Genomic DNA, 26,801 nt, shown 5'->3' on the forward strand with positions numbered 1-26,801 from the left:
GACGACTGTCCGCAGCAAGGAAGTAACCACATCAACGCGATCCACCGTTAACTTGACACACCCTCCCCCAGCACTCGGCGTGGATGACTGTGCGCTGCGGAGCCCCACCGGGGATGCAACGACCGGTCAGTACCGGCCGGTCCACGCGCGCCGGTATGTCAAATCTGGGATGGGAGCATCATCACCGGAACATGACTCTGGTCAGTGACGCGTGGGGAGCGGCGTGGGCAGGCTACTTGAGGCGACCCGTGCACTGCTGGCGGCGAGCGCGGCCACCCCTGCTCGTCGGCGATCTGGTTTGCCTTCTGTTGTGCCGCAGTCACCTTGTTGACCGCTGCCTTCGCCGGTCCCATGGCCCGACGGCCCTGGTCGAGCAGCGTGCGAGTTGGGCGGATGGCATCGGCGTGGTTTTCCTCGTGGTTCGGCGTGCTGGGAGATGCGGAGGTGAGCATGCTGAGGGCATGGGAAGCGGTCAAGACGTCACTGCGGAGGAATAACTTTGTCGTCCACGTGGACGACAAACCGGCTGTTCGCGCTGCTCACCAGGGTACGCAGGGGTTCGTTGGTCGCAGGGGCGAGGCTGCGCGATGTCTTCTTGCCGAAGCCTCGGGACCTCCAATTCGATGCCGGAGCGGTGCCGCGATCGTCAACGGCATGGTGCCGTGCAGAGCCCAAACCCGTGGTGGTGCTGCTCGGCGGGTGTGGGATGCACATGGAGGTTGCGTGACCGTCTCGCCTTTGACCTCATCAGGTAGGTGGTCCCAGCACTCGTCCGTAGAGCCACCCGGTGGCCATCGCGGTGGACGGCAACGTCGCGGCGCGTCGCCCCCACCGGCGGCACGGTGCCCCCTCGACGCCGGTCATAGCCAACCGAACGACGCAGTCCCGGCCCTGCCTCACGTCAGGGGATGCCTTCTCGGGTTCAGGCGTTGTCGCCGGGTGCGCTCCAGGTCGTCGTGACCAGTGTCGGCGACGACTTGCTCGTGGGCTCCTGATTGTGGTGTGAGGATCGCGGTGCTGGCGCAATGAACAGGTAGAGGCCAGGCCGACCGTGAAGGACGCTGATGACCCCAGAGCAGGAGACGTTCACGGCGCTGTACCGCGAGACGTACTCCACGATCTATGGCTACATCTACCGGCGGGTGCCCCCGGAGGATGTCGCAGACCTGGTTGCGGAGACGTATCTGACGGCGTGGCGTCGTCGGCGGCTGTTACCTGTGGAGCCGTTGCGGTGGTTGTTGGTGACCGCGCGGAATGTGGTGATGACGGCGCGGCGTCGGGCGGGCACGCGTGCCGCGATTGAGGCGGCGGTGTTGCGGGCTCGGACCGACGGGGTGGAGGACCCGGATGTCACCGATCGGATCGCGCTGTGGACGGCGTTGGCCCGCCTCGGTGACCGTGACCGGGAGGTGTTGATGTTGACCTGTTGGGATGGGGTCACCGCTCGGGAGGGGGCCGCGGTGTTGGGGTGTTCGGTGTCGGCGTTCCAGATGCGTCTGCATCGGGCTCGGCAGCGGTTGGAGACGGAATTGGCCGGGGTGGAGGTCGACGTTGAGAAGGGGGAGGCACATGAGCGGGCGACACGATGACGTTCTGGAGCGGATGCGCCAGCATCGGCTGGACCCTCCAGCGGTGGAACCCCCTGTGTTGGCGTTGCCGCCGCGACGACGGTGGAGGCGGGCGCCCTTGGTGGCGGCAGCGGTGGCGGTGGTGGCCGTCGGTGCCGTGGCGGCGGGGTTCAGCTTCTTCAGGACCCCGCCGGTCGCCGCCTCCGTCCCGCCGCTGTTGACCTTCCAGGCCGACGGGGACACTGACGCCCGGTCGCTGCTGACCGGGTTGGCCGAGCGTGCCGGGCAGCAGCCGGGGTTGGGCGCAGGCCGGTTCCACTACAGCCGCACCAGGTCGTGGACGTTTGGCACCGCGGCGGGCACCGACGGCGGCACGCTCGCGGCGCGGGTCGCCGAGACTCGGCTGGAGCGGTGGACGGCACCGGACGGGTCCGGGTTCGAGAAGCGGCACCAGGACAGCGTCCGCCCTGGTGGTCCGCCGCTGGTGTATGAGGGTCCGTTCCCGACCCCCGAGGTGCAGCCGACTGTTGGGCCGCAGAACACTGTGGTCTCCGCTCTGCCGCCGGTGGGTGAGGCGGATGCCGGCGAGATCGAGCGGCGGCTCCGCGCGGACGGGGTGTCACGCACGGCGGGCGAGTGGTTCGCGGTGACCGCCCAGGTCTGGTCCGCACGCTCCGGTGACCCGGCCACCGCGCAGGCGCTGGCCCGCATCCTCGCTGACCAGTCGGGGATCACCGTGGCGGGCACGACCACCGACCGCGCCGGTCGACCCGCAGTGGCGATCGCGACGCGAGCCTCCGGCGACCAGTGGTTCCCCAAGCAGCGGGTCTATCTGTTGTTCGACCCGGCCACCGGGTTCCTCACCGGAGCCGAAGACGTGGCGCTGCAGGCGGACACCGACGCCATCGGCGCCCCCGTCGAGGTGCCGGCCACCGTGCGCTACCAGTTGTGGCTGGGGTCTGGCCGCACCGACACCAGCGGTGAAACGCCGCGCTGACCCGGTCAGCCAGCGGTGAGAGGGGTGGGGTGCCCCAGCCGCGACCTGGGGCACCCCACCCTGGTTTCGGGAAGTTCGACGATCAGCTGCGGTGGAATGCCTGAATCCGGCCGACGTTGTCGTTGAACTGATCGAGGTTGGTGCCGCCCCGGGCATACGGGGTGATGAAGCGTTCGTTCGACCGCTCGGTCAGGGCACGGTTGTAGAGGGTGGCGCGGGTACAGTTACTGTCGCCCCAGATCGAGCTGAGGTTCTTCTGCCACCAGTCGTCCGGCTCGAGACGGTAACCGGCGCTGTCGCAGGGACCGTCGTCGCCCCAGATCTCGGTGTGCTTGCCACCGTAGTTGGCATCCGGGTACCACAGCATGATCCGCGCTGGTTCAGCGGGACGGAGAAGATTCCGGGTGGCCGTGTGCGCCGACCAGGCTCTCATCTGGCTACGGGCATCCTCGATCGAACTCGTCGAACAGTGCCGGAACCGTTCGGGCGAGTTCTGACCTTCCGAGGCCTTGCCGTAGACGATGACACAGTACGAGCCACTGTCGCTGGATGCCTCGGGGGCAGCCTGGGCACCGGGAGCAACAAGAGCCAGGGCCGCACCGGTGGCCGCTACAACGGTGGCCCACCGGCGTAAGCGTTCTGCCATAGGTATTTCTCCTCAACAAAACAGGAACCGATACCACCCGGTTGGGTGACATCGAGAAACGCTACCCACGGCATCACAATGTGCTCAATGCGTAACACTACCCAGAAATGATGGCGACAAGATCACGCGCTACTCCTATAAGGCGTCATATCATACTCCAGTTGGCGGTATTGCTACGATGGTGCCCTGGCCAAGATTTGTGGATGGCTGCTGCACCGTCGTGCGTGTCCTTGTCGACGGAGCCATTCTTCCTCACCGTCGCGGTGTGCACCGCGATCATCGGCGTCTTTTGGTTCGCGCGGTCCCACACGAACGAGCAACGCATAGAACGCGCCGTGTTCGTTGTCGGCCTGACGGTGCTGAGCACGCTGGCCGCCGTTCTCTCCTCCGATGAACTGTGCGCATTCGATGTACATCGTCGCGCTCCCGTTCACGATGACTCTCAGGCACTGACCGCAGCGCGCCACACAGGCGGGCCGAGCCGATCGAACCGGTGATCGCACACATCACCACCGGGCAGTGATCTTCCATGTCGCGTCCATCGACTTCATACGAGGTAGACCGACGACGTGCTCGGCCTGTTACCGCCCCTGGATCAGATGAGTGCGCATCTCGTGGAGACGAGTGGACAGCAAGCGGGACTCCGCGGGTGCGAGCACCACCCACGGGCGTCCCTGGGTTGCTGGTCGCAGCTGGCTCATCCACCGGCCCTCGGTGGTGTCGAGAACGGCGAGAGGGTGTGCGGCGCGGTGACGCCGCCCGTGCCGGTCGCGGAGGGCGACATGCAGTTGCGCACCGCTGGTGCGAGGGAGCCCCAGCACGTGATGGAGCCTGCTGTGGTCCTCGGCACTGGCGGGCCGGACATCCTCACACCAGCCACTGGGCCCGGCGCGTGCGCCAACGAGCTGTTCGGCAGGCAGCGTGAGCGATGGCCCCCGGGCCGGTGGGATCTTCGGCAGGACCGCGACCACCGCGTCGACCACGGCGGTGGAGCAAAGAGGATGCAGGTGCAGGATCCCGTCGGTGAGGATGGCCAGAACCGCGTTGCTGCCCAGGGTGGCGGCCAGCACGCTGACGTCCTCACCGGTGGCGTGGTTGATCCAGCCATAGACCTCCTCGGCGGGTCGGGCCAGCAGTGCGAGGGCATCGAGGAGATCCTCATCGACCCGTCCACGGTGCATGAGGCCGTGGTGGGCGAGTTCGTTCCACGCCTGATGCTCCAGAACGGCCCGCTCCTCGTGGGTGGCGCCCGGCGAGAGAGTGTGTAGGGCGTTGGGTTTCTCCCCGAACTGGTGGTGGTGCCAGAGCACGTCGTAGGCCAGCGTGGACAGTGCCACGCTTGCGCGCAGCATGAACGAGTCCTCCTGACAGCCGTGGTGGTGTCCCGGGGGCGGGTGGCGGGGACGGTCAGCGCTCGGGCGGTGGTTCACCGATCACCGGCGGAGCGACGCGGCGATTGTCGCCGTAGATGTCCTCGGTTTCCAGCAGGTAGTGCGGCCTCTGGTGTTCCCGGTCCTCCTCTTTGCGGCCAGCACCGGCACCGATGCCGCCGGCTACGCCGGGGCCGCCGCGGTTCGCCGTACCGCCCTCGGGGCCCGGCAGGCCAGGCCGGGGACCGCTGGGGGGAGCGCCGGTACCGGTGCCGCCGCCAGGCCCGAGCGGGCCGTTGCCCCCGGCGCCGGGGCCACCGGGACCGAACCCACCCGAGCCACGGGGTCCGAAACCACTACCCAGTCCACCAGCGACCCCACCGGACCGGCCTGCCGGGTTCGGGCCGAAGCCAGGCAGGCCGCCCCGCACCGGCGGGCGCGGCACCATGCTGCCGGGGTACCGGGCACTGCCCGGACCTCCCGGTGGGACCACGGGATAGAGCGGGTTCGGGTTCGACGCACCCGGCGTACGCCCGCTCCCAAAATCGGCCGGCGGGCGTATCGCCTCGGTGCCGCCGGGCTGTCCGGGGTGGACGAAGGCCGGGTCGACCGTGGCCGGCGGAGGCGAGATCACCTGCCCACCCGGGGGCGACGGGTCCGCTGGCCGCAGCGGGGGCGGGCCCACCGGATCGACCGTGTGCCGATCCATGGTGGTGTGGTTCGTGACCTGGCGAGTGGGATCAACGGTGTGGTCCCGGTAGCCGGGCTCGACCGGTTGAGTATCCGACTGGCGTAAGTCGGTCTCGACGGTCGGGGGTGGGGCGAAGGTGGGCAGGGAGCCGATGTTGTCCCGGGTGGTGGTGCCGTAGGACTTGACGGCCTGGATGTTGCGGTCGGTGACGGCCTTGTTCGCGCTGACCGCGTCGTCGTAGTCGGTCTGCCAGGGCACATAGTCGTTGAGGAACGGCTTGTCGGGCACCTGCTGCGGGGGTTCCACCTTGTGCTTGGTGTCGGTGAACGCCGAGCCTTGATTGTCCACCCGTCCGGCGACACCTTCGGTGACCCGCTTGGCCTCCTCCGCCCAGGCCGCCAGTGGCGACACCGTCGTGGCCATTGCCTCGGCTGCCTGCCCCTCCCAGGAGCCCTGGTTTTTGCGCAGTGCGTCCTCGACGCGCTGTTGCACCGCCTCGTAGCGCTGTCCGAGCTTGCGCCACGCCTCCGAGGCGGGGTGGATGGTCTGGCCGGTGTCCTTGCCCTCATGGAACCAGCGGTAGATCGTGCCGGCATCCCACCCAGCCGGTCTCGGCGTCCCCTCGATCGCCCCCATGACCTACTTCGCCCCCTTGATGTTCTCGATCACCATGCCGGCAGCACGATCGCCGACCGTGCACGCGCTGGTGTACTGCGGGTTCTTCCGGTCGCCGATGAAGACGTCCACCACGACGAGGCGGTCCTCAGCAATGCCGATCAACGAGGCACACGTGCCCTCGGCGGGGCCGGACTTGTCGTCCAGCGCGTGCACACCGGGATAGCCTGCCACCTCGGTCTTCTGGAAGTACCCGAACTTGGCGCGCCGCTGGTAGATCCCTTCCAAGCCCCCTGACTTCGTGTTGATAGTCACCGAGACAGAGGTTCCAGGAACGCCCGTCTTCAGCGAACTCTCGGGGTCCCAGGTGCAGCCGGGGCCGGTAATCCCGTCCTCGCGTTTGGGTGGCTTGTGCTCCCCGAACTGCGAAACCTGGTCCGGGCGAAGGAGGGCGCACGGATCCCTCTCAAAGGACTCGGTGTTCAGCTCGGGTTGGGTGAGTGGTGGTGCCAACCGAGGAGTTGGCGACGTAACGGAGGATGTTGTCGTCGGGTGGTCGGTTGCTGCCGGTGAGCCAGGGTTCGCGCCACCACAGGAGGCCACGACCAGGGCCGCCGCACAGACCAGCGGAACAATGAGGAGTCGACGCACCGTTTTGCCCTTCTCAGGCCCGCATCGTGTTGTGGTGTTCGGTCTGGCGGTAGGTCTCCAGCGAGGCGCGCAGGTTATCGATCACGGCCTGGATCGCCTGCTGGTACTGCTTGTTGGCTTGGCCGTGACAGCCGTCCTCGCTGGAGGCCAGCCGACTGATTTCCCGGATTGCATACTGCGTGTGCGGGTCCCCGCTCCCCGGGGCTTCAAGCCTGGCGAGCTTCCGTGCGTCGCGTTCGATCGCGCGAAGTTCGTCGAGCACCCCTTCGAGGTCCGTGATGAGCTGCTCGGCGTTCTCCGGCGCGACGACCAGCTTCATGCCGCTACTGCCCTCGGCCATCGGTCCTGCCCCTCCTGTTCCGGCGCGCCCTCCGGCGCCGGCTACCTACTGTGCTCCGATGTTCAACTAGGCGTACACCACCAGCGGGGGATGCTAGCGAACGGATACGAACCGTATCCGTACCTTCACGCATATCTCCCTGTCGAAGTTGATGTCGGAGTCATCCGATCGGTTCCCCCCAGGTGACGTGGTGGGAGTACAACCAGTCCCGCGAGTCCGGTTCTTCGCGGAGCATGGTGGTGTGGTCGGCGGCCTGGTGGGCGCTGAAGGCGACCAGGCGCTCGACGCGATCGCGACGGAGCCGCACGTAGGTGTCCAACGCTTGGGGTTGGGGCAGGTCGCGCAGGCACTGGGCGAGGATGACGCTGTCTTCCAGGGCCATCGAGGCGCCTTGAGCCGCCGACGGGGAGGCGGCGTGGGCGGCATCGCCGACCAGCACCATGGTGGGGGTGTGCCAGGTGGGGATGGTGGCCACGTCGTAGGTGGTGGTGGCCTGAATGTGGGCGTCCTCGGTGGCGTACACGATCTGTGCGGCCGGGGAGTCGTCTCCGGCGAGGTGGTCCAGGGCGTGGGAGCGCCAGTGCCCCGGTGGGGTCGCCGTGAGGGTCTGCGGGGTGAGTTTGGGGCCTTCGATCCCGGTGAACCACAGGGTTTTCTGCTGCGGTGAGGTGGTGTAGCCGAAGAGGGCGCGGCGGCCGTGGATCATGCGGTAGCAGCCGGGTGCGGTGGGGATGCTGGTGTTGCGGGTGGTGCCGAAGAGCAGGACCTGCCCGGTGTAGCGGGGCCGGGGCGCGTCGGGATCGATGATCGTGCGGGTCGCAGAGTGCACCCCATCCGCACCGATCAACAGGTCCCCCTCCGCCATGGTGCCGTCGGCGAAGACCGCGGTGACCGTGCCCTTATTGGTCTTGGCGTCCAGGAGTTGTGTGCCGTGGTGGATGTGTGCGCCGCGGCGGAGGACCTCCTGCCGAAGAGCGCGGTAGAGCTGGGCGCGGGTGAGGGTGCGCGCATCGAGACCGTCACGGTTGCCCACCTGCCGGACGGAGAGCCGCTGGCCGTGGTGGTCGAGGTGTTCCACGCGGGTGGTGGGGAAGGATGCCTCGATCACGGTCTGGTGGGCGTCGATCGCCTGGAGGGCGTCCATGCCATTGGGCATGATCATCAGGAAGGCTCCGGCCTGGTCCGCCCCGGCGGGATACGCCTCGTACAGGGTGGCGTAGATGCCGGCCTTGTGCAGGGCGAGGGCGGTGGCGCAGCCGGCAATACCCGCCCCGGCGATGAGTGCAGTGGTCATGAGGTCCCTTTGCTGGTGCGCACGGCGTGGGAGAGGGCGAGCAGTGCTCGGACGTCGGCTTCCAGATCGTCGCGCTCCGGGAGCGCGATCGGGGCCGGCGTGGGTGAGGCGGGGTGGCCGTCGCGGCGTGCTCGGAGTGCGGCGTGCAGCAGGGCGGCCTGCTCGGCCGGCCGGGGTGGGCGTTCCAGGTCGCCGGCGGGGCGCAGGGCGGTGACGTGGGGGCTGATGCGGACCAGGCCGTCGCGGCATTCGATGACGCGCCGGTACCAGCGGAAGTTGACCTCGCTCAGGCTTACCACGTCGCGCAGCCGGGTGCGGGGCACGCGCGCACGGGTGAGGGCGTCGTCGGGGAACGCCTCGTGCAACAGTGTCCAGAGTGGACGCAGGCGGTGGTAGGTGCGGAGGTGGCGCCACCACAGGCGGACGGCGGCGGCTCGCATCATGGCGCCGGGATAGCTGACCCCGATGATGAACACGATGATCCCGGGCACCAGCAACAGTTTCTGGGCGACCACGACGGCACTGGGTGGGGTGGTACCGGCCCACCGGAATGTCACGATCACCATGAGCAGCACGGTGGCCACGATCATTGCGGCGAGACCGACCCCGGTGATGGCCAGTCCGGTGCGTAGCCGCGGCCGGGCGCCGTGGGCGTAACGTCGGGTCCACCGCCACGTCATGGTGAACCCGTAGACGGTGTAGGCATCCCCCACCAAGAAAAATGTCGCCACCAGGGTGAGGGGATAGTCAGCAGGGTCCACGCCCGTCGGCACGAGAAGGGCGAGGACGGTGAGGGTCGCCAGGGTGGCCGCCAAGGGGACCGCCTCGCGCAGCGCACGCCGACGCGCCCGGGCCGGGTTGAGGGTGGTGAACAGGAAGAAGCAGATCAGGCTGTAGATCAGGGGCATCAGCACCAGCCGGTGGGCCCACATCAGCAGCATCGGCCCCGCCTGCGTCTGGGACACCACCGCGGGCCCGAGGAGAGCCTCCAGGGGGTAGGCCAGGCCACCGAAGGTCAGGCAGAGCACCACGATGCGCAGCGGCACCTCACGGGGCGCCCGACCCAGCTGGTACAGCTTCCACACCAGGGCGCTGTAGAGCACGATCCCGTTGACCAGGAGGAGGATCACAGCCACTCCAGTCGGTCACCGAGAGCGGTGTCGAGCCGCTGTGCCGCGTTGGTGGTGGCCGGCTGGGCGACCCGGTTGAGCACCGAGGCCCATTCCAGGATGATCGTGTCCACCGTTTCGGCCTCGCGTTCCTGCTGGGAGTCGTAGGAGGTGCGGCGCAGCGCCCGCCGCACCGCATCCGGATCCGGATCCGGATACTGGCGGCGCAGCACCTCGGGTTCGACCTCGGGATACAACTCGGCCATCAGCGCATCATCGTGCTCGTCACTGTCGTGTCCAGCCAGAATGTGCCCGAGCTCGTGCAGGATGATGTGATCCTGGTGGGCCTTGCTCGTTTCCTGCTGATACAGGATGAAATCGGCGGTCGGGGTGGTGATCCACACCCCGAACGGCCCCGGAATCGGGATCGGATGCGGCACCAACCGGATCGGTCTCCCTCGCTGCTCACCCACCCGGCGACACAACTCCGCCACCGTCAGCGGCGGACGGATCGCCAACGCGTTGAGCAGCCGGCGACACCGCCGACGTAACTCCCGATCTCCCATGAGCTCTCCCCTCCCCGAGACGGCCTACCCCTACCCCGGGGCACGGCACACGACCACACCCAACTGAGCCGTCTGCTCCACGACTACGTGCGCCTATTGCCGCGTTCGGCTTGCTGCTCGCGGTAGACCACCTCAAGCAGCTCCTTGACCAGCCGGCGTCGCTCCGGGGAGAGCTGGCCGGCGCGCATCGCCATCACCTGCACCTCACTGCTGCCTCGGAGCTCGTTCAGCCGGTCCTGCTCGGCCTTGAGCGTCTCCAGCTGCTCGTTGACCCGGTCGGTGACCTCGTCGTCGAAGAAGTAGCTGACCGGCACCCCGAAGAAGCCAGCCAGCGCGTGGAGGTGCTTGACGGTGGGGTTGTCCTTGTGGCCCTTACGCAACTGCCAGATGTAGCTCTGGGAGATCGTCACCTCGCCCTTCGCGGTGATGGCCGAAGCAACGTGCTCGTTGCTGTACTCCTGCCCCTCACGTGTCCGGGTCTGGGCGAACAGATGGTTCAGCTTCTCGGCGAGACTCCGGCCTCGCCTGGCCCGCTTCGGCATCATGACCTCCACAACGACTCGGCTTCCACCCAGGAAAAGGTCCAAATGGGTGATGACCTTTTTGCTGGTTGAACAGCCGGCAGCGTCACCATAGACTCCACGCCCGGGCACGATCAACTGATGTCGAAAAAGGTCCCCGGATCGTCCTATAGCCCCAGTGGATAAGCGAGCGTGCGCCGCGGAGGGGGAGGTCCAGCGATGCACCTAGGCGCCGGAGAGGAGGTCGGTTCCGAGCTGTGCTGCGCCGCTTGCGGTCAACCGCTCGGATACCGCACAACGGACAGGCTCACCGGTCTGCTTGACCGGTGGGGGTGGGAGGAACAGGTCACCCAAGCCCTGGCGGAATCCGCCGACGACACCAGTGTGTTGCTTCTGCTCGACCTGGACCATTTCAAAGACATTAATGACATGCACGGGCACCTCGCCGGGGACACGGTGCTGCAGGCGGTGGCCACCACACTGAAGACCACCGTGCGCACCACCGATCTCGCCGGCCGCTTCGGCGGGTACGGCGGCGACGAGTTCCTGATCCTGCTCCCCGCCACGTCACTGGAACACGGCATCGCGGTGGCACGACGGATCCGGGCACGGCTGCAGGACCAGATCGTGCCGACCCACACCGTGCACGGGCAGGCCACGGTGATCACGGGCCTCACCGCGTCCATCGGGATGGCCGTCCACGGTCCGCACGCCAACGAGACCATGACCGAACTGCTCCGCCGCGCTGACGGCGCCCTGCTCCACGCCAAACGCACCGGGCGCAACCGCATCGCTCTCGGCGACGACCTGATCTGACCGGGATCGCTGCCAGCACACTCAAGACTGTCGCGTTCATCGACTCGTGGACATGGCGATGCCCATGGTGCTCCGCCATCTCGCTCAACGCTCGGGGGTCTCGTGGGACCGCAACCTCACCAGCGCACGTCGCAGAGACCGCCGGCTTCAGCGACGCCAAAACCGCAATCAGGGCACAAGCACGCCAGCGGTTGGTTGACCCGTCGACGCACCGCGTTCGGCGAGCCCGTCCCTCGTTCAACAGCTTCCTGCGAACCGATCATCCGACCCGCACCGAGCGGGCTCGCGACCCCGTACAAGGACACATCCATCCCGACAACGGAGTCACCACGAGGTGATCGACAACGGTGTCGAGCAATCGGAGGACAGCCATGTCAGCACACGGATCGATACCTCGTCCGAACATCGAGCCTCCGCATGATTGCGGTGGGAGGATCCTCGATCAGGAGGTTTCAATACCAGACATCGATCGCGCGCTCGTTCACAGGCGCTACTGAACTCGACCACGACGCGGTGGCCGATCGTTGTCAGGACTGCGAGTCCTGCAAGGACTCGCGGAGACGCCGGCGCCTGCTCACCACGAGGACCACGGTGACAACCCCAGTCAGAACGCGAACAAGGGCGGGGTTGGTACAGGCATCAACCGGGCCTGCCGTCGCTCCGAATGCGGCAGCCCGGGTGGAACGGGTAGCCGGCCAAGCTGGTCGGCAGCAAAGGGGGTAACCGTGCACGCCGTCGTGTAGCGCTCATCCACGCTGAGCTGGACTGAGTCGTCGCTCCACTGGGGGGTTCCTCGTCGAGGCCGACCACCGGCAGTTCGGGCCGGTGTGCGGCTCGACACAACGTGGGAGACTGAATCGGGGGATTCTGTGGGAAACCACAACAAGAGTTGGGCGTTACGTGTATTCGCAACAGAGGAATCCAGACGCATTACTACCTACTCCACAAGGCGCAGAGGCGCTACTTCTCGATCGCCTGTCCTCAACGGTGCCCGCCGCGACCGGGACGGGGTGGCAACAGGCTCGCCGTGGTCGGGGGAGGATGAGGCCGCCCCAGCCGTGGGCGACGAACCGCACCCGCTCGAGCCAAGTGGCGCCCCGCGTGCTGACCGGGAGGACGATGCGCCTGCTGCGCGCGACCGAGGGGGCGCTGGCGCCAGGGCCTTGGCCGCCACGAGAGTTTTCGGGGAACCCTCGTGAACGCGGCGGACCCGGTGCGGATCGTGGTCATCGACCGGCATCCCGTCGTGGCCGCGGGGCTGCGCTACGCACTGAACCGCGCGCCCAACCTCACCGTGGTCGGGGAGGCACACGACATCGCCACCGGCCTGCGTGAGGTCGCCCAGTCCCAACCGGATCTGGTGATCACCGAACTCGACCTCGGACACGACGACGGCATCCAGCTGATCAAAAAACTCCGGCAGAGCCGGAAGGACCTGATCATCGTGGCGCTGTCGGACCGGACCACCCTGGTGGTCAGCGCGGTGCGGGCAGGAGCACAAGGCTTCCTGACCAAGAACTCCTCACTGGACGAGATCGCACGGGCCATCAGCCAAGCAGTCAACGGGGCACCGGCCGTATCACCCTCGGCCCTCCCGATCCTGCTCTCCGAGGTGTCCCAGCCACACGGGGCGGCCACACTCTCGCCCAGGGAGATCGAGGTGCTTCGGCTGGTCGCCAGTGGATTATCCAATATGGAGATCGCGAAAAAGCTCTTCCTCACCCAAGCGACCGTGAAAACCCACCTACGGCGCGTGTTCCGGAAACTGGCGGTGAACGACCGGGCCGCCGCGGTCGCCTCCGCACTGTCAGCCGGACTCCTGGAGGGCTGGACAAGGGAAGATGATACGAAGCGCCGTGGCGACTGTGCGACGAGCACGTCGCGCTCACCAGGATGGCTCGCTTAGGGGTTGCTGAAGTCACCCTGCCGAACGCAGAAGATTGGCGACCAGCATGAACTGATGGAGGAACAGCACCACCGCCTCTTGGATAGCGACGGCTCATGAGGAGCTGGCCCCGGCCCGAGTCACCTCGGTGCCGGGGCGTCGTCACATTTGGGTTGCCCAGCGTGCGTGATGTCGGTCGGTACGCCTTCGGTCCTAGGCGACTCTCCCGACGCCAGTCAGGCTTCGAAAATGCTTGTCCGACTCCTCTACCCGGTCAGTCGAGCTGTTCGGGGTCGTACACCGTCGGGACGATAGGCGACAGAAACGGGTCAGCCCGTTCAGTGACCTTGCCGCGTGCCAGTACGAGCACCTTGAATGCGTTGTGGCCCGGCCAGTCTTGTGCCTCGTCATCCCAGACATAGATCAGCCCATACGAACCCGGAGCGCGTTCCGCAATAAAATGCAACAAATGTTCCAGGTCATCGGCCTCGCCGCGTCGGTGGTTGGGGGCACCAGCCACGACCACAAAAGGCTTTCCGTTGATCCACCTAATCTCAAGGATGTTGCTAAACGGCTTGTCACCTCGCCAGGGGAACGAGTCCACCAGCTCGCGTATCTGGTCGACGATGGGGTGTAGCGATGACGGATGGACCTCCCACGGGGCCTCGTCGACGACGATCCATCCCGTAAACTGATACATCCTGCTGCCTTCACTTCTCGTTGGCTTCGCTCGTTGCTGTTGATAGTATCGTGGAGCGCTCGGCCGGGAAGCCAGATGGCTGGGGCCCCAGCCGAGCGACTCCTCGAGGGTTCTTATCCGAGCGGTACTGGATTCGTGTCGACTACAGGTTCAATGCCGTACTCTTTGGCATACCTCTGGATAGCCCTGATCACGTCACGGTGGGGCTCTCCTTGGAACTGGAAGTAGGGAGCCCGTCCGGTTTCCTTACAGATATTGAACATGGCCCTTGCCTTGCTTCGGAAATCCTTTCCAAGCTTGAAGTTTTCTGGCTTGGCTTCGCCAATAAACCTGTCACTGACGACGTCGAACTCACGCCCGTCAGGATCGTTAGCGAAGTGCATTTGGGTCTCGCCGCCGATCCGCTTTGCGAGACCTTCAGCTTGGGGGTCGTACTTGTTGGCGGACTTGAGCAGTGCTCCCCAGCCGTTGTTGCACGGATCGGCCCCGGTGCTGGACAGCCATGCCTCGCTGCTGGGTTGATGCGCTGTGGTGAATGATGCTGCTAACGGTGCTGCCCTGGTCGGGCATGCGGCGAGTGCCTTGCGGTTCCGCTGGATGACCTCGCGTGCTTTTTCGAAGTATTTCTTGGCTTTCCGGACGAGGGTGTTGAAGACGTCGATGCCCCTGAGGACCTTGACCAGGGTCTTGACGGCGGTGTAGCCGACCTTGAGGATCTTGACGACCGGGAGCTTGTCGATGATGAACCAGATGCAGGCTTCGATGTTGGCGCTGCCGACGCAGTCGCGGAACTCCTTGAACCCGCTGAGCTCATCGACGATTTCGATGACCGCGGGGCCGCCTTGTTCCTTGATCCAGTCGACGACCTGCTTGTTGGCGTCCTGGTGAGCCTTGTTGTAGTCGTTGATGCACTCCTGGTTGCCGAAGCACAGCAACGTCAGCTCATCGTCGTTGAGTCCGGGCTGCTGGCCACCCTGGTGCTGGAAGGCGTGCTGGGCCGCCTGCTCCCGTTTTCTGCGTTCTTCCTCCCGTTGGGCTTGTTCGGCACGGGTGGCGGCGTCGGCGGCGTCTTGTGCGGCGTGGTGGGCGTTGCGGGCTGATTCTTCGGCGCGGGTGGCGGAGGCGTCGGCGCGGTCGGCGGCCTCCTGGGCTGCCTGGGCGTCCTGGGCGGCCTGGTTGGCCGACCGTCGGGCGCCGTCGGCGTCGCGTTCGGCCTCGGTCGCCGACTTGCCGGCGGCTTCGGCCTCGGCGTGGGCTTGGCGGGCCGCCTCACCAGCTGTGCCGGCTTCGGTTTCGGCCCGCTGCGCCTGGTGGTGGGCGTTCTGCTCGGCTGCCGTGGCCGCGTCGGCGTCGGCCCGTGCCCGGTGGGCGGCCTGCTGGGCGGTGGTCAGCGATCGTGCGGCGTGTGCGGCGGAGGCGGCGGCCTGCGCGGCGGCGTGGGCGGCGGCCTTGCCCTCGGTGTCAGCTCGGGCTGCGGCCTCCTTGGCGGCGTGGGCGGCACGGTCAGCCTCGGCGGCCCGGGCCTGGGCGGCGTCGGCGAACTGTTGGGCGTAGCTCTTGGCCGCCTGTCCCACCAGCACGGCCATGCCGGCGGAGGTGTCGTGGTCCCGGTAGGGGGCACCCAGGGTCAGCGCCTGGTCCGCGTGATGCACGACGGCGTCGGCCGCATCCCGCGCACCCGCGGCAGCCACGGTGGAGGCGTAGGCCCGCCCGATCGCGAGGGCGGCCTGCTCCCCGGCCTGGCGGGCCTCGGCCCGCGCCGCCTGCGCGTCCTGACGGGCCTTGCTCGCCTTCTGGGCCGCCGTTGCGGCGTCCTGCTCGGCCTGGGCCACGTTGATGGCGGCCTGCTCGGCCGCGACGATCGCCTCCGCACGCGCGGCCCACGCCTCCACCCACGCCTGGTGCGCGGTGGCGGCATCCGCCTTCGCCGCGGCGTACTCGGCCTGGGCCCGCTCGGCCGCCGCCTGCGACTTCGTGGCCGCCTCCCGGGCGTGGACCGCCGCCTCGGTGGCCTGCTCAGCCGCTTGTTGGGCCTTGCCGGCCGCATCCGCCGCCGTATCGGCCTCGGCCTGGGCCTGAGTGGCCTGCGCCCGGGCTTCCCGAGCGTGTTCGGTGCCCTCGGCCGCCGCTGCGGCACTGGACTTGGCCTGCGCACGTGCCCTCGCGGCGTCGCGTTCGTGGGCGGCCCGGTAGGCCTCCGAACGGGCATCCACCGCCCGGGTTTCGGCCTGCCGGGCCGCCTCCTCCTTCCGTGACGCTCCGCCCTCGGCGTTCTCGGCCGCGTGCTTGGCGTTCTCGGCCCGCTGCTGCTGGGCATCCGCACGCCGCTTGGCCTCACCTGCCTTGTCGCGCTGGGCGTCGGCTTCCCTCCGCAGTTGCGCGGCGGTGTCCCGCTCGGCCTCGGCCCGCTGCCGATGCTGGGTGGCACTGTCGGCGGCCTGCCGGGCGGTGGACTCGCCCTGCTCGGCTTTCTGCCGGGCCTGGCTGGCGGTGTCGGCCTGGGTTTCGGCCTGCTGTGCCTGCCAGGCCGCGCTCTTGGCCGACTGGTCGGCCTCGATCGCCGCGGTCTCGGCGGCGTGACGCCGAAACTCGGCCTGCAGCGCACGCGCCTGGGCTTCCGCCTGAGCCAACAGGGTTCCGGTGCTCTCGCCGGTGGCCTCGGTGGCCCGGTGCGCGGTCACGGTGGCATGCGCCGCCGCCCGAGCCGCGGCCGCCATGGCCTGGGTGACCTGCACCGACTGCTGCGCATACGCCAAGGCCCGGCCCCGGGGGAGCTGCTGGGCCGTGGCGTGCTCATTGGCCTGCTGCTGGGCCTGTTCCGCAGTGCGGGCCAGTTCGGCCGCCGTGTCGGCGGCCGTGCGGGCCTTGCCGATCTGCTCACCGGCGGCCGTGCGGGCCGCCTGGTAGGCGGCCTCGATCTGGGCCCGCTTCTCGGGTGTGGGGTTCCACTCCGAGATCCCGTTCTCCCGGTCGTGCACCCATTCGGCGATGCGGTGGACGATCCACGCCTGCCCCAGTGCCTCCACCATCGCCGCGTTGGCCTCGCGGGTCGCCGACCAGGTGTCGATCTGGGCCCGGGTGATGGTGTTCCGCCAGCCGGCCTGGCCGTTCAGCTCGGCCTGCCACTCCGACCACGCGGTCTCGACCACGTCGGTGAGCACCCGGTAGGGGTCATCCGGGCTGGTGATATCGCAGGAGGCCCAGCGGGACTTCAACGCCTCAACCTCGAGCCGGAACTCGGGTGTGCCCGGGGCCGGAGCCCGCTTGGGAAAACCCCCGTACTGCAGGAACCGCCGGACGTCGTCGGTCGACAGACCCTTCAACGCCTCGGCCCCCACTGCGCTTTCCTCGATCTCGTCTGGCGAGGTAGCAAAGACCTTGGCCAGCTCGTACAGGAAGTTCCTCAGCGCCTTAAAGTAGGGGTCCTGCTTCCATTGTTGGCGGACGAGTCCCGCCATCTTCTCCCGCGACTCTTTCCCCGCACTGGGGATGTGGTCGGTGTACCAGCCACTCCCGAAGTTCACCTTTTTCCACATGAAGGAGGTGAATTTCGCATTAAAGTCCGGGGGACGTTTAAAGCCGTGACCGATGACATCGTGGGCAGCCTGGTACCAGCGCTCTCGATCCCGCTCGTCCTCAGGGTTGTCCAGCGGGAACTGCTTCTCGTCCTGGGCGCCGGCCTGCGACAGCGCGCTCGGGTCTCCCCTCCGGGCGTCGCGGCGGTCCTCCTCCGAGCCCGCAAGAGCCTTCGCGGCCACAGCCTGAACATTCGGACCGCTGGTGTGCAGGACATAGCCCAGCCAGCACACGTCACTACGGATGTCGGTGCCCAGCTCCATCCGCGGCACCAAACCCACCCAGGACCCGGACTCGTGACCGGCATATCTGTCCCAAGACTTCCAGACGTCCCACTCCGGCCAGATCGGCCAGTCAAGATTCGGTTTCCCCACCGCCTCATTGGCAGCCGCACGGGTCGCACTCGACACCGTAGGCGCGGCATCCCCAGCCAGGGCGGCCGTGAGCGCCGTCACCACCGCGACAGCCGCGAGTGACAGTGCGCGCGATAAAGGTCTTAATCTTCTTTTCTTGCGCATACTTCGCCCCTCATTTACTTTCATGGAGTCCCGCACATGCGGAACCGACACGTCAACACAGGTGCACGGTTGACGCGTACAGCTCAGACCCGGCTGCTTACTCGGCCGGCGTCAGCGTGTGCTTCGCCAGCACGTAAGCGGGCAGAATCTTCGACTTCTCAGAGGATTTCTCGGCCATCGTCAACGCGATCACCACCGTGGCGTGAGGAACCAGCACGGCGACCGCGTGTTCCCGGGAGGGGTAGTCGGGGTGGCCATTGAGGTAGGTCGCCTCCGCCGAGGGCAGCGACCCATCGTTGTTCACGGGGCCGTTCTCGACCTTCTGCGCCTGGGGCGTCGCCTTCACGAACGCCTGCAGCGCCTGTTCCGCGTCGGGGTAGCGCTTGTCGTTGACGTAGACACGCAACGCACTGGCCGACCCGGTGGCGCTACCGCTGACCTCACACCGGGACACAAAATCCCCACGGCGGAACCGATCCGCCAACCGCGGAGGCAACGCCGGAAGAACATCCGCCGGAACAGCCTCCGGCTTCCACGACTCCGCGATACCGAACACCACCGGCAACGCGCACGGACTGTCCTGACCCCCCACCGTCCCACTCTGCGCGGCCGCCGGCGGCTCGCCAGGGCGCGTCGGGACACCCGACACACCCGACTCCGCTGACGTGCCCGAGGCCGAGCAGCCCGCGACCAGAACCGACGCGGCACAGGCCACCGCAGCGACGCCCGCGCGACGCGACGTCATCGAGCAAACCCCCACCAGAAACCCCCTGAATACTGCGGTTCGCCAACGCGCGAACCGAACCGAGCCTTGCGAAACCTAACAAGCATCAAGATCCGGGTGTACGACCAAACGGACGAGACGACTCTGCTCACTACGGCCTCCTGGCGTGCCGAAGAATGGACATCGCGAGCTGTCACACACAGAGCAGGCCACACTGCCGTTCTCCGGAGCAGAGCCACGCTGGCCGGACAGGTCGCCGACAGTGGCCAAGGACACCGGTCCCCACCCAGAACAAGACTCCGGCCGTTATCAGGCTCGCGCCACGAGACACTGCGAAAACGCCTTGCCTTTCAGGCGCGGGAAACAACTATGCATTCGACACCGGAGACCGGTCAAGGAGTAGCGCAGGTGGAATTCGCGTGTCGACCAACCGGACGACAGTCGAGGCCCGGACTAGATCGGTTCAAAGCGGTGGGGTGACCGAGCCGCTCAACGGCACTTGAGATTAGCTTGCCGACGGCGTGACTACGCGCATCAGGACGATCAGTGTCGACCAAACAGTGCACTATGCCGGACGAGAACCGAACATCACCCGATACGATCAACTTTGAGTAACAGAAAGTGAGAATCTTGATATTCGGGTGAAACTCAAGGTCCGTTCAGGGTAACGCCCGTGCTCTTCTTGGTTGTCAGGGTCCACAGCTATCCAAACTCTCGGTGACGGATCGGTGATTCCAGCGGGTTCCTATGGACGTTCCGGGAGACGTGCCGCAAGTGGTACACAACCTCCTTGTCCGGTCTTGTCTGTTGACTCCGTTTCTCGGTGCTGCCAGCCTGCATCCGGGAGTTGAAAGAGATGTGCGAGGTTCTTCGACGGGGGTCGGGCCAGAGCCTCAACGAGAGCTAGTGACATGCCCTGTTGACGGGGGGATAGGTTCGTTGAGTTCCATTGAGGGCGTTCGTCGCGCCTATGCTCGATTGGCGCCGAGTTATGACCAGTTTACGGCTGCCGATGACTATGAGTCACTGTCCAGAATTATTGATGACTTGCTGGTCCAGTATCAGCGACCGGGTCTTGAGTTGTTAGACGTTGCGTGTGGGACGGGGAGAAGCGCGTACGCGTTGCACCAGCGGGGATACCGCGTGACGGCCTGCGACGTCAGCGAGGACATGCTCCACCAGGCGGATCGCAAGCCGCTGGCATCCCACGTCAGGTTCTTCGTCGCTGACATGCGTCACCTACCGGACGTGGGAACGTTTGATGTGGTGACCTGCATAGACGACGCGGTGAACCATCTCCTGACTGCCGAAGACGTCCGGCTTGCGTTTCGGTCAGTCAGGCGCCTACTGAAGCCAGGTGGACTTTACCTGTTTGATGTTAATACTATTACCACCTATCGGACGTTCTGGTCGCAGACCGCAGTGTCAGATTGTGGTGACGCGTTCTTTGCTCGAGTCGGGAGGACACCTCCCGACATCCCACGAGGAGGCGAAGCACAGTTCACCTTGGAGTGCTTCAGACATAACCGGTCGCAGTGGGATCGAAGCAGTGTGGACCTCCGGCAGCGTCATTATGACGAAGACACGATCCGCCGCCTCCTGTCGCAATCTGGTCTTACACCGGTGGCCTCTGCTGGGCTCCATGAAAGTGGCACCGTGGATCGTCACATCAATGAAGACTGGCACACCAAGGCCATCCATATAGCCCGGGCCACAGACTAATCCTGCTTCCAGGCTCCCGGGCACACCCACCACGATGCCCGGGTTTCGGGAGGACTCACGAATGAAAGGAGGTGTGTCCTGCCATGGCTAACCTGCTGCGTGTTGCGAAGCGGGCCAGCGCCCTGCGCGTCAACAAGAACGTCTGAATGAACCTGATGTCGGTTTAGAGCTCTAGCCGATAGGCCCCGGCGTCGAGGCGGAAACGCTCGCGGCGCCGGGGTTCCCGGTGGAAAGGACGGAGTGACTATGGCAATCGATGAGAGCAAAGGATATGAACCGGGGAATCATGTTAACGCAATGTCTTCGGACGAGTTCCTGCGGTCTCGGCCTCGCTTGAAAGGGACCCTGGAGGTACTCCATGGCAGCGATGGAGTAATCTACCTCATGCCTCCGGCCGGGGGAGACGATTTTGAGCTCCGCAACACGGGGGACGCTGAGCGCGAACTCATCAGGCTGCTTGATGGTAGTCGAACGGCCTCACAGATCTGTTTGCAGATTGTCGAGCGCTACCCACAGCTCACCACTGACGAGGTTCGGGCAAGTCTGATCAGCTTGGCCCAGGCCGGCCTCCTGGAAGACTCGACGTCCAGGCCGACGGTGCTCGGCCCGCAGCAAAGAATGCGCTACGACCGGCAACTGGCCTACTTCACCGAGCTTCTCCCTTATGGTCAGTCCGCGCTCCCACTTCAGGAAAAACTAGCCAAAGCACGTGTTGCCGTACTGGGACTGGGCGGAATCGGCTCATGGGTACTCTACGGACTGGCCTCATCCGGTGTCGGCCGGGTACGACTGATCGACGGTGACAGAGTCGAGCTAACCAATCTCAATCGACAGATCCTCTACCACGATTCCGACATCGGGAAGATGAAAACCGATGCGGCGGCCACCAGGATCTCCTCGTACAACCCAGACATCACCATCGAGACCTACACCTTATTTGTCAAAGAGCCACACCAAGCGGAACAGGTCATTGAGGGCTGCGACTTCGTCGTTGAGGCGGCCGATACACCCGTCGGTGATCTCAGCCGTTGGCTTGACGCAGCATGTCGGTCCCATCATGTTCCGCACATCATGATGAGCCAGTTTCCGCCAATGGTGAGAATTGGTCCAACGTTCGTTCCTGAAAGCACGCCGTGCTTTGACTGCTATGAGCAGCCCTCCCGAGAGGAGTTCCCGCTGTATCAGGAGCTAATGAGCTACCGGCGCCGTCGCGGCCCTGTCGGCGCCGCCACGGGACCTGTCTGTGGCTTCGTCGGCTCCCTCGTCGCGAACGAAGTCATGCACTACCTTGCGGGCCTTGCTGATCCGGCCACGCTGGGACGGGCCGTCACCGTCGACACCCGCACCTTCGAGGTGTCTGTGGAGAAGGTGGTGCCCAGTCCGGGCTGTCCTAGGTGCGCGACCACGACACTGCCGGCATGACCGGCACTCATGTCCCGCTCCGTGGCCCACGCTTCGCGGCGCTACTGCTCAGTCAAAGCCTCGCGATGCTCGCCGATGTTGCCCTCACCCTGGCCCTGGCGGTGTGGGTCAAGGTGCTCACAGGCTCCAACTCCGCAGCAGGGGTGGTATTCCTCTGCTTTGCGGTCCCGGCCGTTGCGAGCCCCCTGGCGGGCCCTCTGGTCGACCGTTACGCCAAACGGCGCGTAATGGTGGCGGTCAACGGGATCCTGATCGTTGCGGTGTTGGCCTTACTCACCGTCCAGGGCCCGGCCCAGTTGTGGGTCATCTACGCAGTGGCGGCTGTCTACGGGGCGAGTCACCAAGTCTTCTTCGCTGCGCGCAATGCACTGTTGCCCGCCATCCTCGCCGACCGCGACCTGGCCAGAGGTAACGGTGCGATGGAGACTGCTCGGCAGGGTCTTCGTATCGTCGGTCCGGTCGCAGGAACCGCGGCCTATACGGTGCTCGGAGGAGCTGGTCTGAGCCTCGCCACTGCTGGTTGTCTCCTCGGCTCCCTGCTCCTGCTGTTCGTAACACCCGTTCGAGAAGGGCAGAACACCGAGAGGAGCGGCACTGGCGTAGCCGATGTCCTTGCCGGTGCCGCTCACCTGCTGCGCGACTCCTACCTTCGTCGGGCCGTCGTCGCCTACATCGCCTCCTTCGCGGCACTAGGACTACTCGAGATCACAATCTTTGCCGTGGTGGACACAGGTCTTGGCGCCCACGTCAGCATGGTGAGCGTGTTGGTGGCGCTGCAAGGTGCCGGTGCGATCGCGGGCGGTCTCACCGCCGCACGGGTGATCAGACGCTGGGGAACACCCCGCGTGACGGTTGTCTCGCTCACCGGTCAGGTGCTGGGGTTCGGACTCCTGCTTGTTCCCTTCCTCGCCCCGGTCACGATCGGTATGGCGGTGCTGGGCACGTCCCTCACGTGGTTCATCGTCACCTACACGACCACGCTTCAGCGGCACACTCCACTGAGGCTCCAAGGACGCGTTTTCCTCGCGAGCGAGTCGGTCGGCAGCGTACCTTTCGTCGCCGCTCTTGCCAGCGCCTCACTTCTGTTGAGCCTGACTGATTACCGAATCCTGCTGGTGGCGGGCATGGGCGCGCTCGTCACAACAACGGTGCTATCCGCTGCGCGAGGTGGGCCTAGGCAGCCGGAAGAACACGGTGCTATCCCATCGGCCGCGACGGTCGCACGGCCGGATCGCGTTCACGGCACCGATCGCGAGCGTACTGACGAGGAACACTAGACCCGAGTACCCGTACGCCAACGAAGCTCCGACTCGCGACATCAGGGTGTGCTGGCCGGCGTCAGGGCCACGGTGGTGTGGTGCTGGGCGGCTGGCCGGGAGAAGACGTTGGCCGAGTCGTCGTGGTCGGTCCGGGCTGGGTGAACACGACCGAGATCGGTGCGGTGTGGGAGAAGCTGCCGATGGGGTGGCGCATGTCGTCGGTGGGGTCGGGGCCGCAGCCTGACACGGTGGTCAGGACGAGGAGGGCAGCACCGGCGATGAGGTGTCGGCTGAGCGGGCGTGCCACGGGGTCACCGCCATCCTTGCCGTGGTGATGCGGTACGGGCGTCGAGGTTACGCCCGTACCGCAATGGAAGGAGTCAGCAGGCGAACGTGCAGCAGACGTGCCAGGAGTCGACAAACAGCATCCGGTCTCCGGGACCGTCTCCGGGTCCGGGGCCGACGTTGCCAGCGCTGATGATGCCCTTGAATGATGCGCCGTTGGTGCCGTAGGCGATGGTGGGGCCACCGCTGTCGCCGTGTTCGACGATCCGGCGCCCGTCGTCGGATTGGGCGACGTCCAGACCACAGACTCGGACGTCACCAACCGGATAGCAGCCGTCCACGCCGGTCACCCTGGCCCCACACACCTCTCCGGTGACCGAACCGTTCGAACAGACCCTTTCGCCCTGGTAGGCATGGGAATGGCCGAGACGGGCGGCCGAGGTCGGCGAGGTGACGTTGCCGGTCCAGAACGTGTGCGTGGTCTCGACTTCGTCGTGGATGCGGATCTCTTCGCCGTCGATCTGGTCATTCCCCCACTGCACGCTGGCCACTCTGCCCAGACTTGCGGTGGCGTACGCCCTGCGGTCGTTCTGGTTGAAATATCCTTGGTAGACCTGTTCGTCCTGGTTGAAGCAGTGACCGGCGGTGAGGACCCGCCAGAAGTCGTTGGTGTGGTAAGCGCTGGTGCATTCAACGACCACGTTTCCGCGGACGCTGAGGATGCGGTCTCCGATGAAGTAGGGGCGACCGTCCAGCAGCCGGTTCCCGGGCGGTGCGAGCGTGCTGTCGGAGCGGGACACGTCGACGATCTCGACGGGCTCAGACCGTTCGGTGATCTTGGTTGCGGGCGTGAACGGGTCGGTCTCGTACACCTCAACCGCGTCGCCGTAGGTCGCAGCAGCTGCGGACCGGGCGGCGTCGGTGATTTCGGTCAACCCCACACGGATGCGGTTGTGTTCGGTGTCGATAGCCCACACCGCCGGCAACCCCACGGTCTGCCCGAAGGCGCCGTGGCGGTTGCCGATCTGGTCACGGACCGCGGTCAGCTCCGCGTAGGACCGGGACCGGGTCTGCACGGTCACGGGAAACCGGGGTTGGGCGGCCTGAGTCTGCGCCACCGGGAGACCACGCAGCGAAGCGGCGCGGTCGCGGCCTGCGTGCACGGTGAGCACGAAACGACCGCCTGCGTCGCGATAGAGGCCACTGTAGTCGTGGGGATGGTCGGCGATGTGTGCGGCCCAGGCCCCGGCCTGCTCGACCGTGATCGCATCGCGGGATTCACCGGTGGCGGCGAGTGCTGTGGTGGTGCTGGCCAGGCATAACAACCCTGCCGCCACGACAGACAAGCGTCTTATTTCTTCTCTGCATGGCACGATCACCCTCCTCAAATTTCTGCATGCTGGACAGCCGGCAATAACCTCGTGAAGCGGTCAGCGCCATGACGCGCAAATTAGTCATGGGTTGTATAAAGACCGCTCGTCCCGCGACGGCGCCAAAAGGATTCCACCTAAACGAGCCGGTGAGTGTGACGGCACGACCCACTCACTCCAACGACGACCTCGTCACGAGGTTGTTGCGGGGCACCAGACTGCTCCTGGGCGCGCCGGCCCAAAAAATGGATGGCCCCCCGAGGCTGCCTGGGGGTTCTCCTCGGGGGGCCATGCGGCGGCGGGAAGTTGCGGGGACTACCCGCCGCCACAGGGCAGGCCCGTGTCGGGGTGGGTCCACACGGGCCGAGCAGTCGGACAAATAATGGCCCAACGCTCGCGTGCGGCATTGTCGGCACCACGCCGCGGTTGCCCTGCGCGCTGTACACATCAACTTACGGGGAGACTGTCAGTGACTCACATTCTGATGTGTTTCTCTCTGTTCACCTCGCTTCCCCCGGTCACGCCGACCGCCAGCAAGACTGAAGGCGTTCTCCGTATTGGTCAAGTGGTCACCGGGGCGGAACAACGATGTCGGTCAACCGGACGACAACGAGGGTCGGCGATTGGTAAGAACCGCGAGCATCGTGCCGAAGACTGAATTGCACGTCGGTGTGCCGACCGACGAACATGGTCGTTCGGTTGGGGGACGGTGTGGTCGTTCGGCTGGGTGTCTATTGGCCGCCGTTGTTCGGTAGCAGACTGGCGAGCGTGAATTCCGTGGAGATCCCGCCCACTGGCGGTCGTTTTGTGTCGCCGCGGGTGAGGCGTGACCGTCGAACATTCAGGGTGTCGCCAGGGACTGGGGTGCGGCGGTTTCCCTGGCGTGTGTCGGTTTCTTCGTCGCCTCGGGCTCATCGCGGGCGGTGGGGCGTGGTCGGCCTCCTCGTGTGTTGTGTGTTGGTGTTGAGTGGCTGCTCACTGCTGGGTGGCCGGGGCAACGCCGATGCGGGGCCAGGTTCGGGTGGGTTGGAGCTTGCCCGGGTTCGGGTGGGTGCGTTGCCGTCCATCGATGTCGCGCCCCTGCACTACGCCCAGCGGCAGCGTTACTTCGCCGAGGCGGGCCTGGAGGTGGAGATCGTCACCGTGCCCAGCGGCGCCGAATCGGTGACCCAACTGGTGGGCGGCAGTCTCGACATCGCGTTCAGTACCTACCCGGCCTTCGTCACCGCCCAGGCCAAGGGTGCCGGCGACCTCAAGATCGTGGCGGAGGCCCAGTCCGCCAAACCCGGCACCTCGGTCATCGCCACCGGGCCGCACTCGGCGATCCGTCGTCCCCAGGATCTTGCGGGGCGCACGGTGGCGGTCACGGCGGTGGGCACCATGGCCTCCGCCCTGGTGGAGGCCACCGCCAGGGTGCACGGTGTGGATCCCCGGACCCTGAAATGGGCCCAGATGGGCTTTCCCGAGATGACCGCCGCCCTCCAGCGCGGCGACGTCGATGCCGCGCTGTTGGCCGAGCCGTTCATCACCCTGGCCCGTAAGAAGGCCGGCGCACGGGTCGTGGTCGACACCGGCATCGGCCCCACCGAAGGCATCCCCTACTCCGGCTACGGCGTCACCACCGAGTGGGCCCAAACCCATCCCAAGACGCTGGCCGCCTTCCAACGGGTCATGAAGAAAGCACAGCAGGAGTGCGATGCCGACAACACCAAGATCCGCGACACGCTACCGACCTACGTACCCACCATGGACCACGAGACCGCCCAGCTGGTCACGATTGGTGCGTTCCACTCCTCCATCGAGCCGACACGCATCCAACGCGTCCCCGACCTGCTGCACGCCGCCGGAATCCTCGACAAGCGGGTCAACATCCACGACATGATCATCCCTATGCCGCAGTGAGGGGACGCCATGTCGCCTCTCCACGGTGGAAACAGCACTTCCCGGTGCTCCTGCCGGCACCTCGCGCCCGTCTGACGAACGTGGGGAGGGTCAGCCGCACCGGGGGTGAAGGACACGACGCACGTTGGGCGACCCGGGGGTAAGAGAGGAGCCCCGGCTCGAGGTGGACGCGGGCCGGGGCCGGGTGGTCCTGTCCCGCGTCAAGTTTTTGGCTCAGTTTTCCTTGTCTGAAAGTTGTGTCTTCTGGTCTTGGT

Annotated in this window: 23 protein-coding genes; 9 read left to right on the top strand and 14 right to left on the bottom strand. The window is 66.2% G+C overall.

Features of this window, described 5'->3' with window-relative positions; translation table 11 throughout:
* Positions 1-1,064: 1,064 nt before the first annotated feature.
* Positions 1,065-1,589 carry an RNA polymerase sigma factor gene (locus IEY55_RS29360; protein WP_189061831.1) on the top strand — a complete coding sequence of 175 codons (525 nt, stop codon included), beginning with the start codon at positions 1,065-1,067 and terminating at the stop codon, positions 1,587-1,589.
* Complete coding sequence (locus IEY55_RS29365) at positions 1,570-2,565, top strand: CU044_5270 family protein (RefSeq protein WP_189061832.1); 996 nt, start codon at positions 1,570-1,572, stop codon at positions 2,563-2,565. Before IEY55_RS29360 ends, IEY55_RS29365 begins: the two co-directional genes overlap by 20 nt.
* A gap of 82 nt (positions 2,566-2,647) precedes the next feature.
* Here IEY55_RS29365 and IEY55_RS29370 read toward each other — a convergent pair whose 3' ends face one another.
* Positions 2,648-3,211, bottom strand: a complete 564-nt coding sequence (locus IEY55_RS29370) for a hypothetical protein (protein ID WP_189061833.1) — start codon at positions 3,209-3,211, stop codon at positions 2,648-2,650.
* A gap of 203 nt (positions 3,212-3,414) precedes the next feature.
* Between IEY55_RS29370 and IEY55_RS29375 the strand changes: the two genes are divergently transcribed.
* Entirely contained in the window at positions 3,415-3,708 is a 294-nt protein-coding gene (locus IEY55_RS29375; protein ID WP_189061834.1) for a hypothetical protein, read from the top strand.
* Between the two features lie 84 nt (positions 3,709-3,792).
* Here the strand turns inward: IEY55_RS29375 and IEY55_RS29380 are convergent, their stop codons facing one another.
* From IEY55_RS29380 to IEY55_RS29415, 8 genes are all read right to left on the bottom strand, one after another.
* Positions 3,793-4,563, bottom strand: a complete 771-nt coding sequence (locus IEY55_RS29380) for an ESX secretion-associated protein EspG (protein WP_189061835.1) — start codon at positions 4,561-4,563, stop codon at positions 3,793-3,795.
* A gap of 55 nt (positions 4,564-4,618) precedes the next feature.
* Positions 4,619-5,908, bottom strand: coding sequence for a PPE domain-containing protein (locus IEY55_RS29385; protein ID WP_189061836.1), 1,290 nt, complete (start codon positions 5,906-5,908; stop codon positions 4,619-4,621).
* 3 nt (positions 5,909-5,911) lie between these two features.
* Positions 5,912-6,538, bottom strand: coding sequence for a DUF3558 domain-containing protein (locus IEY55_RS29390; RefSeq protein ID WP_189061837.1), 627 nt, complete (start codon positions 6,536-6,538; stop codon positions 5,912-5,914).
* Between the two features lie 13 nt (positions 6,539-6,551).
* Positions 6,552-6,857, bottom strand: a complete 306-nt coding sequence (locus IEY55_RS29395; RefSeq protein WP_189061838.1) for a hypothetical protein — start codon at positions 6,855-6,857, stop codon at positions 6,552-6,554.
* A 181-nt stretch (positions 6,858-7,038) separates the two neighbouring features.
* The gene (locus IEY55_RS29400; RefSeq protein WP_189061839.1) at positions 7,039-8,172 is read right to left on the bottom strand and encodes an FAD-dependent monooxygenase; all 1,134 of its coding nucleotides are present in this window, start codon (positions 8,170-8,172) and stop codon (positions 7,039-7,041) included.
* Positions 8,169-9,302, bottom strand: a complete 1,134-nt coding sequence (locus IEY55_RS29405) for an MAB_1171c family putative transporter (protein ID WP_189061840.1) — start codon at positions 9,300-9,302, stop codon at positions 8,169-8,171. Before IEY55_RS29405 ends, IEY55_RS29400 begins: the two co-directional genes overlap by 4 nt.
* Positions 9,299-9,847: a hypothetical protein gene (locus IEY55_RS29410; protein ID WP_189061841.1), complete on the bottom strand. Its 549-nt coding sequence runs from the start codon at positions 9,845-9,847 to the stop codon at positions 9,299-9,301. The genes IEY55_RS29405 and IEY55_RS29410 overlap by 4 nt, the downstream gene beginning before the upstream one ends.
* Positions 9,848-9,930: 83 nt before the next feature.
* Positions 9,931-10,389, bottom strand: coding sequence for a helix-turn-helix domain-containing protein (locus IEY55_RS29415; protein ID WP_189061842.1), 459 nt, complete (start codon positions 10,387-10,389; stop codon positions 9,931-9,933).
* 198 nt (positions 10,390-10,587) lie between these two features.
* Here IEY55_RS29415 and IEY55_RS29420 point away from each other — a divergent pair, with 198 nt between their 5' ends.
* On the top strand, positions 10,588-11,184 hold the full coding sequence (locus tag IEY55_RS29420; protein WP_189061843.1) for a GGDEF domain-containing protein: 597 nt from the start codon (positions 10,588-10,590) through the stop codon (positions 11,182-11,184).
* A 1,195-nt stretch (positions 11,185-12,379) separates the two neighbouring features.
* Positions 12,380-13,090 (top strand): LuxR C-terminal-related transcriptional regulator, encoded by a 711-nt coding sequence (locus IEY55_RS29425; protein ID WP_189061844.1) that lies wholly within the window; start codon positions 12,380-12,382, stop codon positions 13,088-13,090.
* Positions 13,091-13,343: 253 nt separating this feature from the next.
* On the opposite strand, the gene IEY55_RS29430 is transcribed toward IEY55_RS29425, so the two are convergent.
* The 3 genes from IEY55_RS29430 to IEY55_RS29440 all read right to left on the bottom strand — a co-directional run bounded on the left by IEY55_RS29430 (position 13,344) and on the right by IEY55_RS29440 (position 18,608).
* Positions 13,344-13,769 carry an Imm7 family immunity protein gene (locus IEY55_RS29430; protein WP_189061845.1) on the bottom strand — a complete coding sequence of 142 codons (426 nt, stop codon included), beginning with the start codon at positions 13,767-13,769 and terminating at the stop codon, positions 13,344-13,346.
* Between the two features lie 113 nt (positions 13,770-13,882).
* Positions 13,883-17,608 (bottom strand): restriction endonuclease fold toxin, encoded by a 3,726-nt coding sequence (locus IEY55_RS29435; protein WP_229686879.1) that lies wholly within the window; start codon positions 17,606-17,608, stop codon positions 13,883-13,885.
* 352 nt (positions 17,609-17,960) lie between these two features.
* Complete coding sequence (locus IEY55_RS29440; RefSeq protein WP_189061847.1) at positions 17,961-18,608, bottom strand: lipoprotein; 648 nt, start codon at positions 18,606-18,608, stop codon at positions 17,961-17,963.
* Between the two features lie 726 nt (positions 18,609-19,334).
* On the opposite strand from IEY55_RS29440, the gene IEY55_RS33160 reads away from it, so the two are divergent.
* The 3 genes from IEY55_RS33160 (at position 19,335) to IEY55_RS29455 (ending at position 23,008) form a co-directional block, all read left to right on the top strand.
* Entirely contained in the window at positions 19,335-20,309 is a 975-nt protein-coding gene (locus IEY55_RS33160; protein WP_373290079.1) for a class I SAM-dependent DNA methyltransferase, read from the top strand.
* A 246-nt stretch (positions 20,310-20,555) separates the two neighbouring features.
* Positions 20,556-21,731, top strand: coding sequence for a TOMM precursor leader peptide-binding protein (locus tag IEY55_RS29450; protein ID WP_189061849.1), 1,176 nt, complete (start codon positions 20,556-20,558; stop codon positions 21,729-21,731).
* Positions 21,704-23,008, top strand: coding sequence for an MFS transporter (locus IEY55_RS29455; RefSeq protein ID WP_189061850.1), 1,305 nt, complete (start codon positions 21,704-21,706; stop codon positions 23,006-23,008). Before IEY55_RS29450 ends, IEY55_RS29455 begins: the two co-directional genes overlap by 28 nt.
* Before the next feature lie 61 nt (positions 23,009-23,069).
* Here the strand turns inward: IEY55_RS29455 and IEY55_RS29460 are convergent, their stop codons facing one another.
* Entirely contained in the window at positions 23,070-23,297 is a 228-nt protein-coding gene (locus tag IEY55_RS29460; protein WP_189061851.1) for a hypothetical protein, read from the bottom strand.
* Positions 23,298-23,370: 73 nt separating this feature from the next.
* Positions 23,371-24,612, bottom strand: a complete 1,242-nt coding sequence (locus IEY55_RS29465; protein WP_189061852.1) for a chymotrypsin family serine protease — start codon at positions 24,610-24,612, stop codon at positions 23,371-23,373.
* Positions 24,613-25,575: 963 nt separating this feature from the next.
* On the opposite strand from IEY55_RS29465, the gene IEY55_RS29470 reads away from it, so the two are divergent.
* Positions 25,576-26,547: an ABC transporter substrate-binding protein gene (locus tag IEY55_RS29470; protein WP_189061853.1), complete on the top strand. Its 972-nt coding sequence runs from the start codon at positions 25,576-25,578 to the stop codon at positions 26,545-26,547.
* Positions 26,548-26,801 lie beyond the last annotated feature (254 nt).

Source organism: Longimycelium tulufanense (assembly GCF_014645795.1).
In the GTDB taxonomy this organism is placed as follows: Bacteria; Actinomycetota; Actinomycetes; order Mycobacteriales; family Pseudonocardiaceae; genus Longimycelium; species Longimycelium tulufanense.

Bases quoted from the DNA above. Each gene is read 5' to 3' on its own strand.
- IEY55_RS29360 (WP_189061831.1), top strand. From the start codon at position 1,065: ATGACCCCAGAGCAGGAGACGTTCACGGCGCTGTACCGCGAGACGTAC.
- IEY55_RS29365 (WP_189061832.1), top strand. From the start codon at position 1,570: ATGAGCGGGCGACACGATGACGTTCTGGAGCGGATGCGCCAGCATCGG.
- IEY55_RS29370 (WP_189061833.1), bottom strand. From the start codon at position 3,211: ATGGCAGAACGCTTACGCCGGTGGGCCACCGTTGTAGCGGCCACCGGT.
- IEY55_RS29375 (WP_189061834.1), top strand. From the start codon at position 3,415: ATGGCTGCTGCACCGTCGTGCGTGTCCTTGTCGACGGAGCCATTCTTC.
- IEY55_RS29380 (WP_189061835.1), bottom strand. From the start codon at position 4,563: ATGCTGCGCGCAAGCGTGGCACTGTCCACGCTGGCCTACGACGTGCTC.
- IEY55_RS29385 (WP_189061836.1), bottom strand. From the start codon at position 5,908: ATGGGGGCGATCGAGGGGACGCCGAGACCGGCTGGGTGGGATGCCGGC.
- IEY55_RS29395 (WP_189061838.1), bottom strand. From the start codon at position 6,857: ATGAAGCTGGTCGTCGCGCCGGAGAACGCCGAGCAGCTCATCACGGAC.
- IEY55_RS29400 (WP_189061839.1), bottom strand. From the start codon at position 8,172: ATGACCACTGCACTCATCGCCGGGGCGGGTATTGCCGGCTGCGCCACC.
- IEY55_RS29410 (WP_189061841.1), bottom strand. From the start codon at position 9,847: ATGGGAGATCGGGAGTTACGTCGGCGGTGTCGCCGGCTGCTCAACGCG.
- IEY55_RS29415 (WP_189061842.1), bottom strand. From the start codon at position 10,389: ATGCCGAAGCGGGCCAGGCGAGGCCGGAGTCTCGCCGAGAAGCTGAAC.
- IEY55_RS29420 (WP_189061843.1), top strand. From the start codon at position 10,588: ATGCACCTAGGCGCCGGAGAGGAGGTCGGTTCCGAGCTGTGCTGCGCC.
- IEY55_RS29430 (WP_189061845.1), bottom strand. From the start codon at position 13,769: ATGTATCAGTTTACGGGATGGATCGTCGTCGACGAGGCCCCGTGGGAG.
- IEY55_RS29435 (WP_229686879.1), bottom strand. From the start codon at position 17,608: ATGGAGCTGGGCACCGACATCCGTAGTGACGTGTGCTGGCTGGGCTAT.
- IEY55_RS29440 (WP_189061847.1), bottom strand. From the start codon at position 18,608: ATGACGTCGCGTCGCGCGGGCGTCGCTGCGGTGGCCTGTGCCGCGTCG.
- IEY55_RS33160 (WP_373290079.1), top strand. From the start codon at position 19,335: ATGGACGTTCCGGGAGACGTGCCGCAAGTGGTACACAACCTCCTTGTC.
- IEY55_RS29450 (WP_189061849.1), top strand. From the start codon at position 20,556: ATGGCAATCGATGAGAGCAAAGGATATGAACCGGGGAATCATGTTAAC.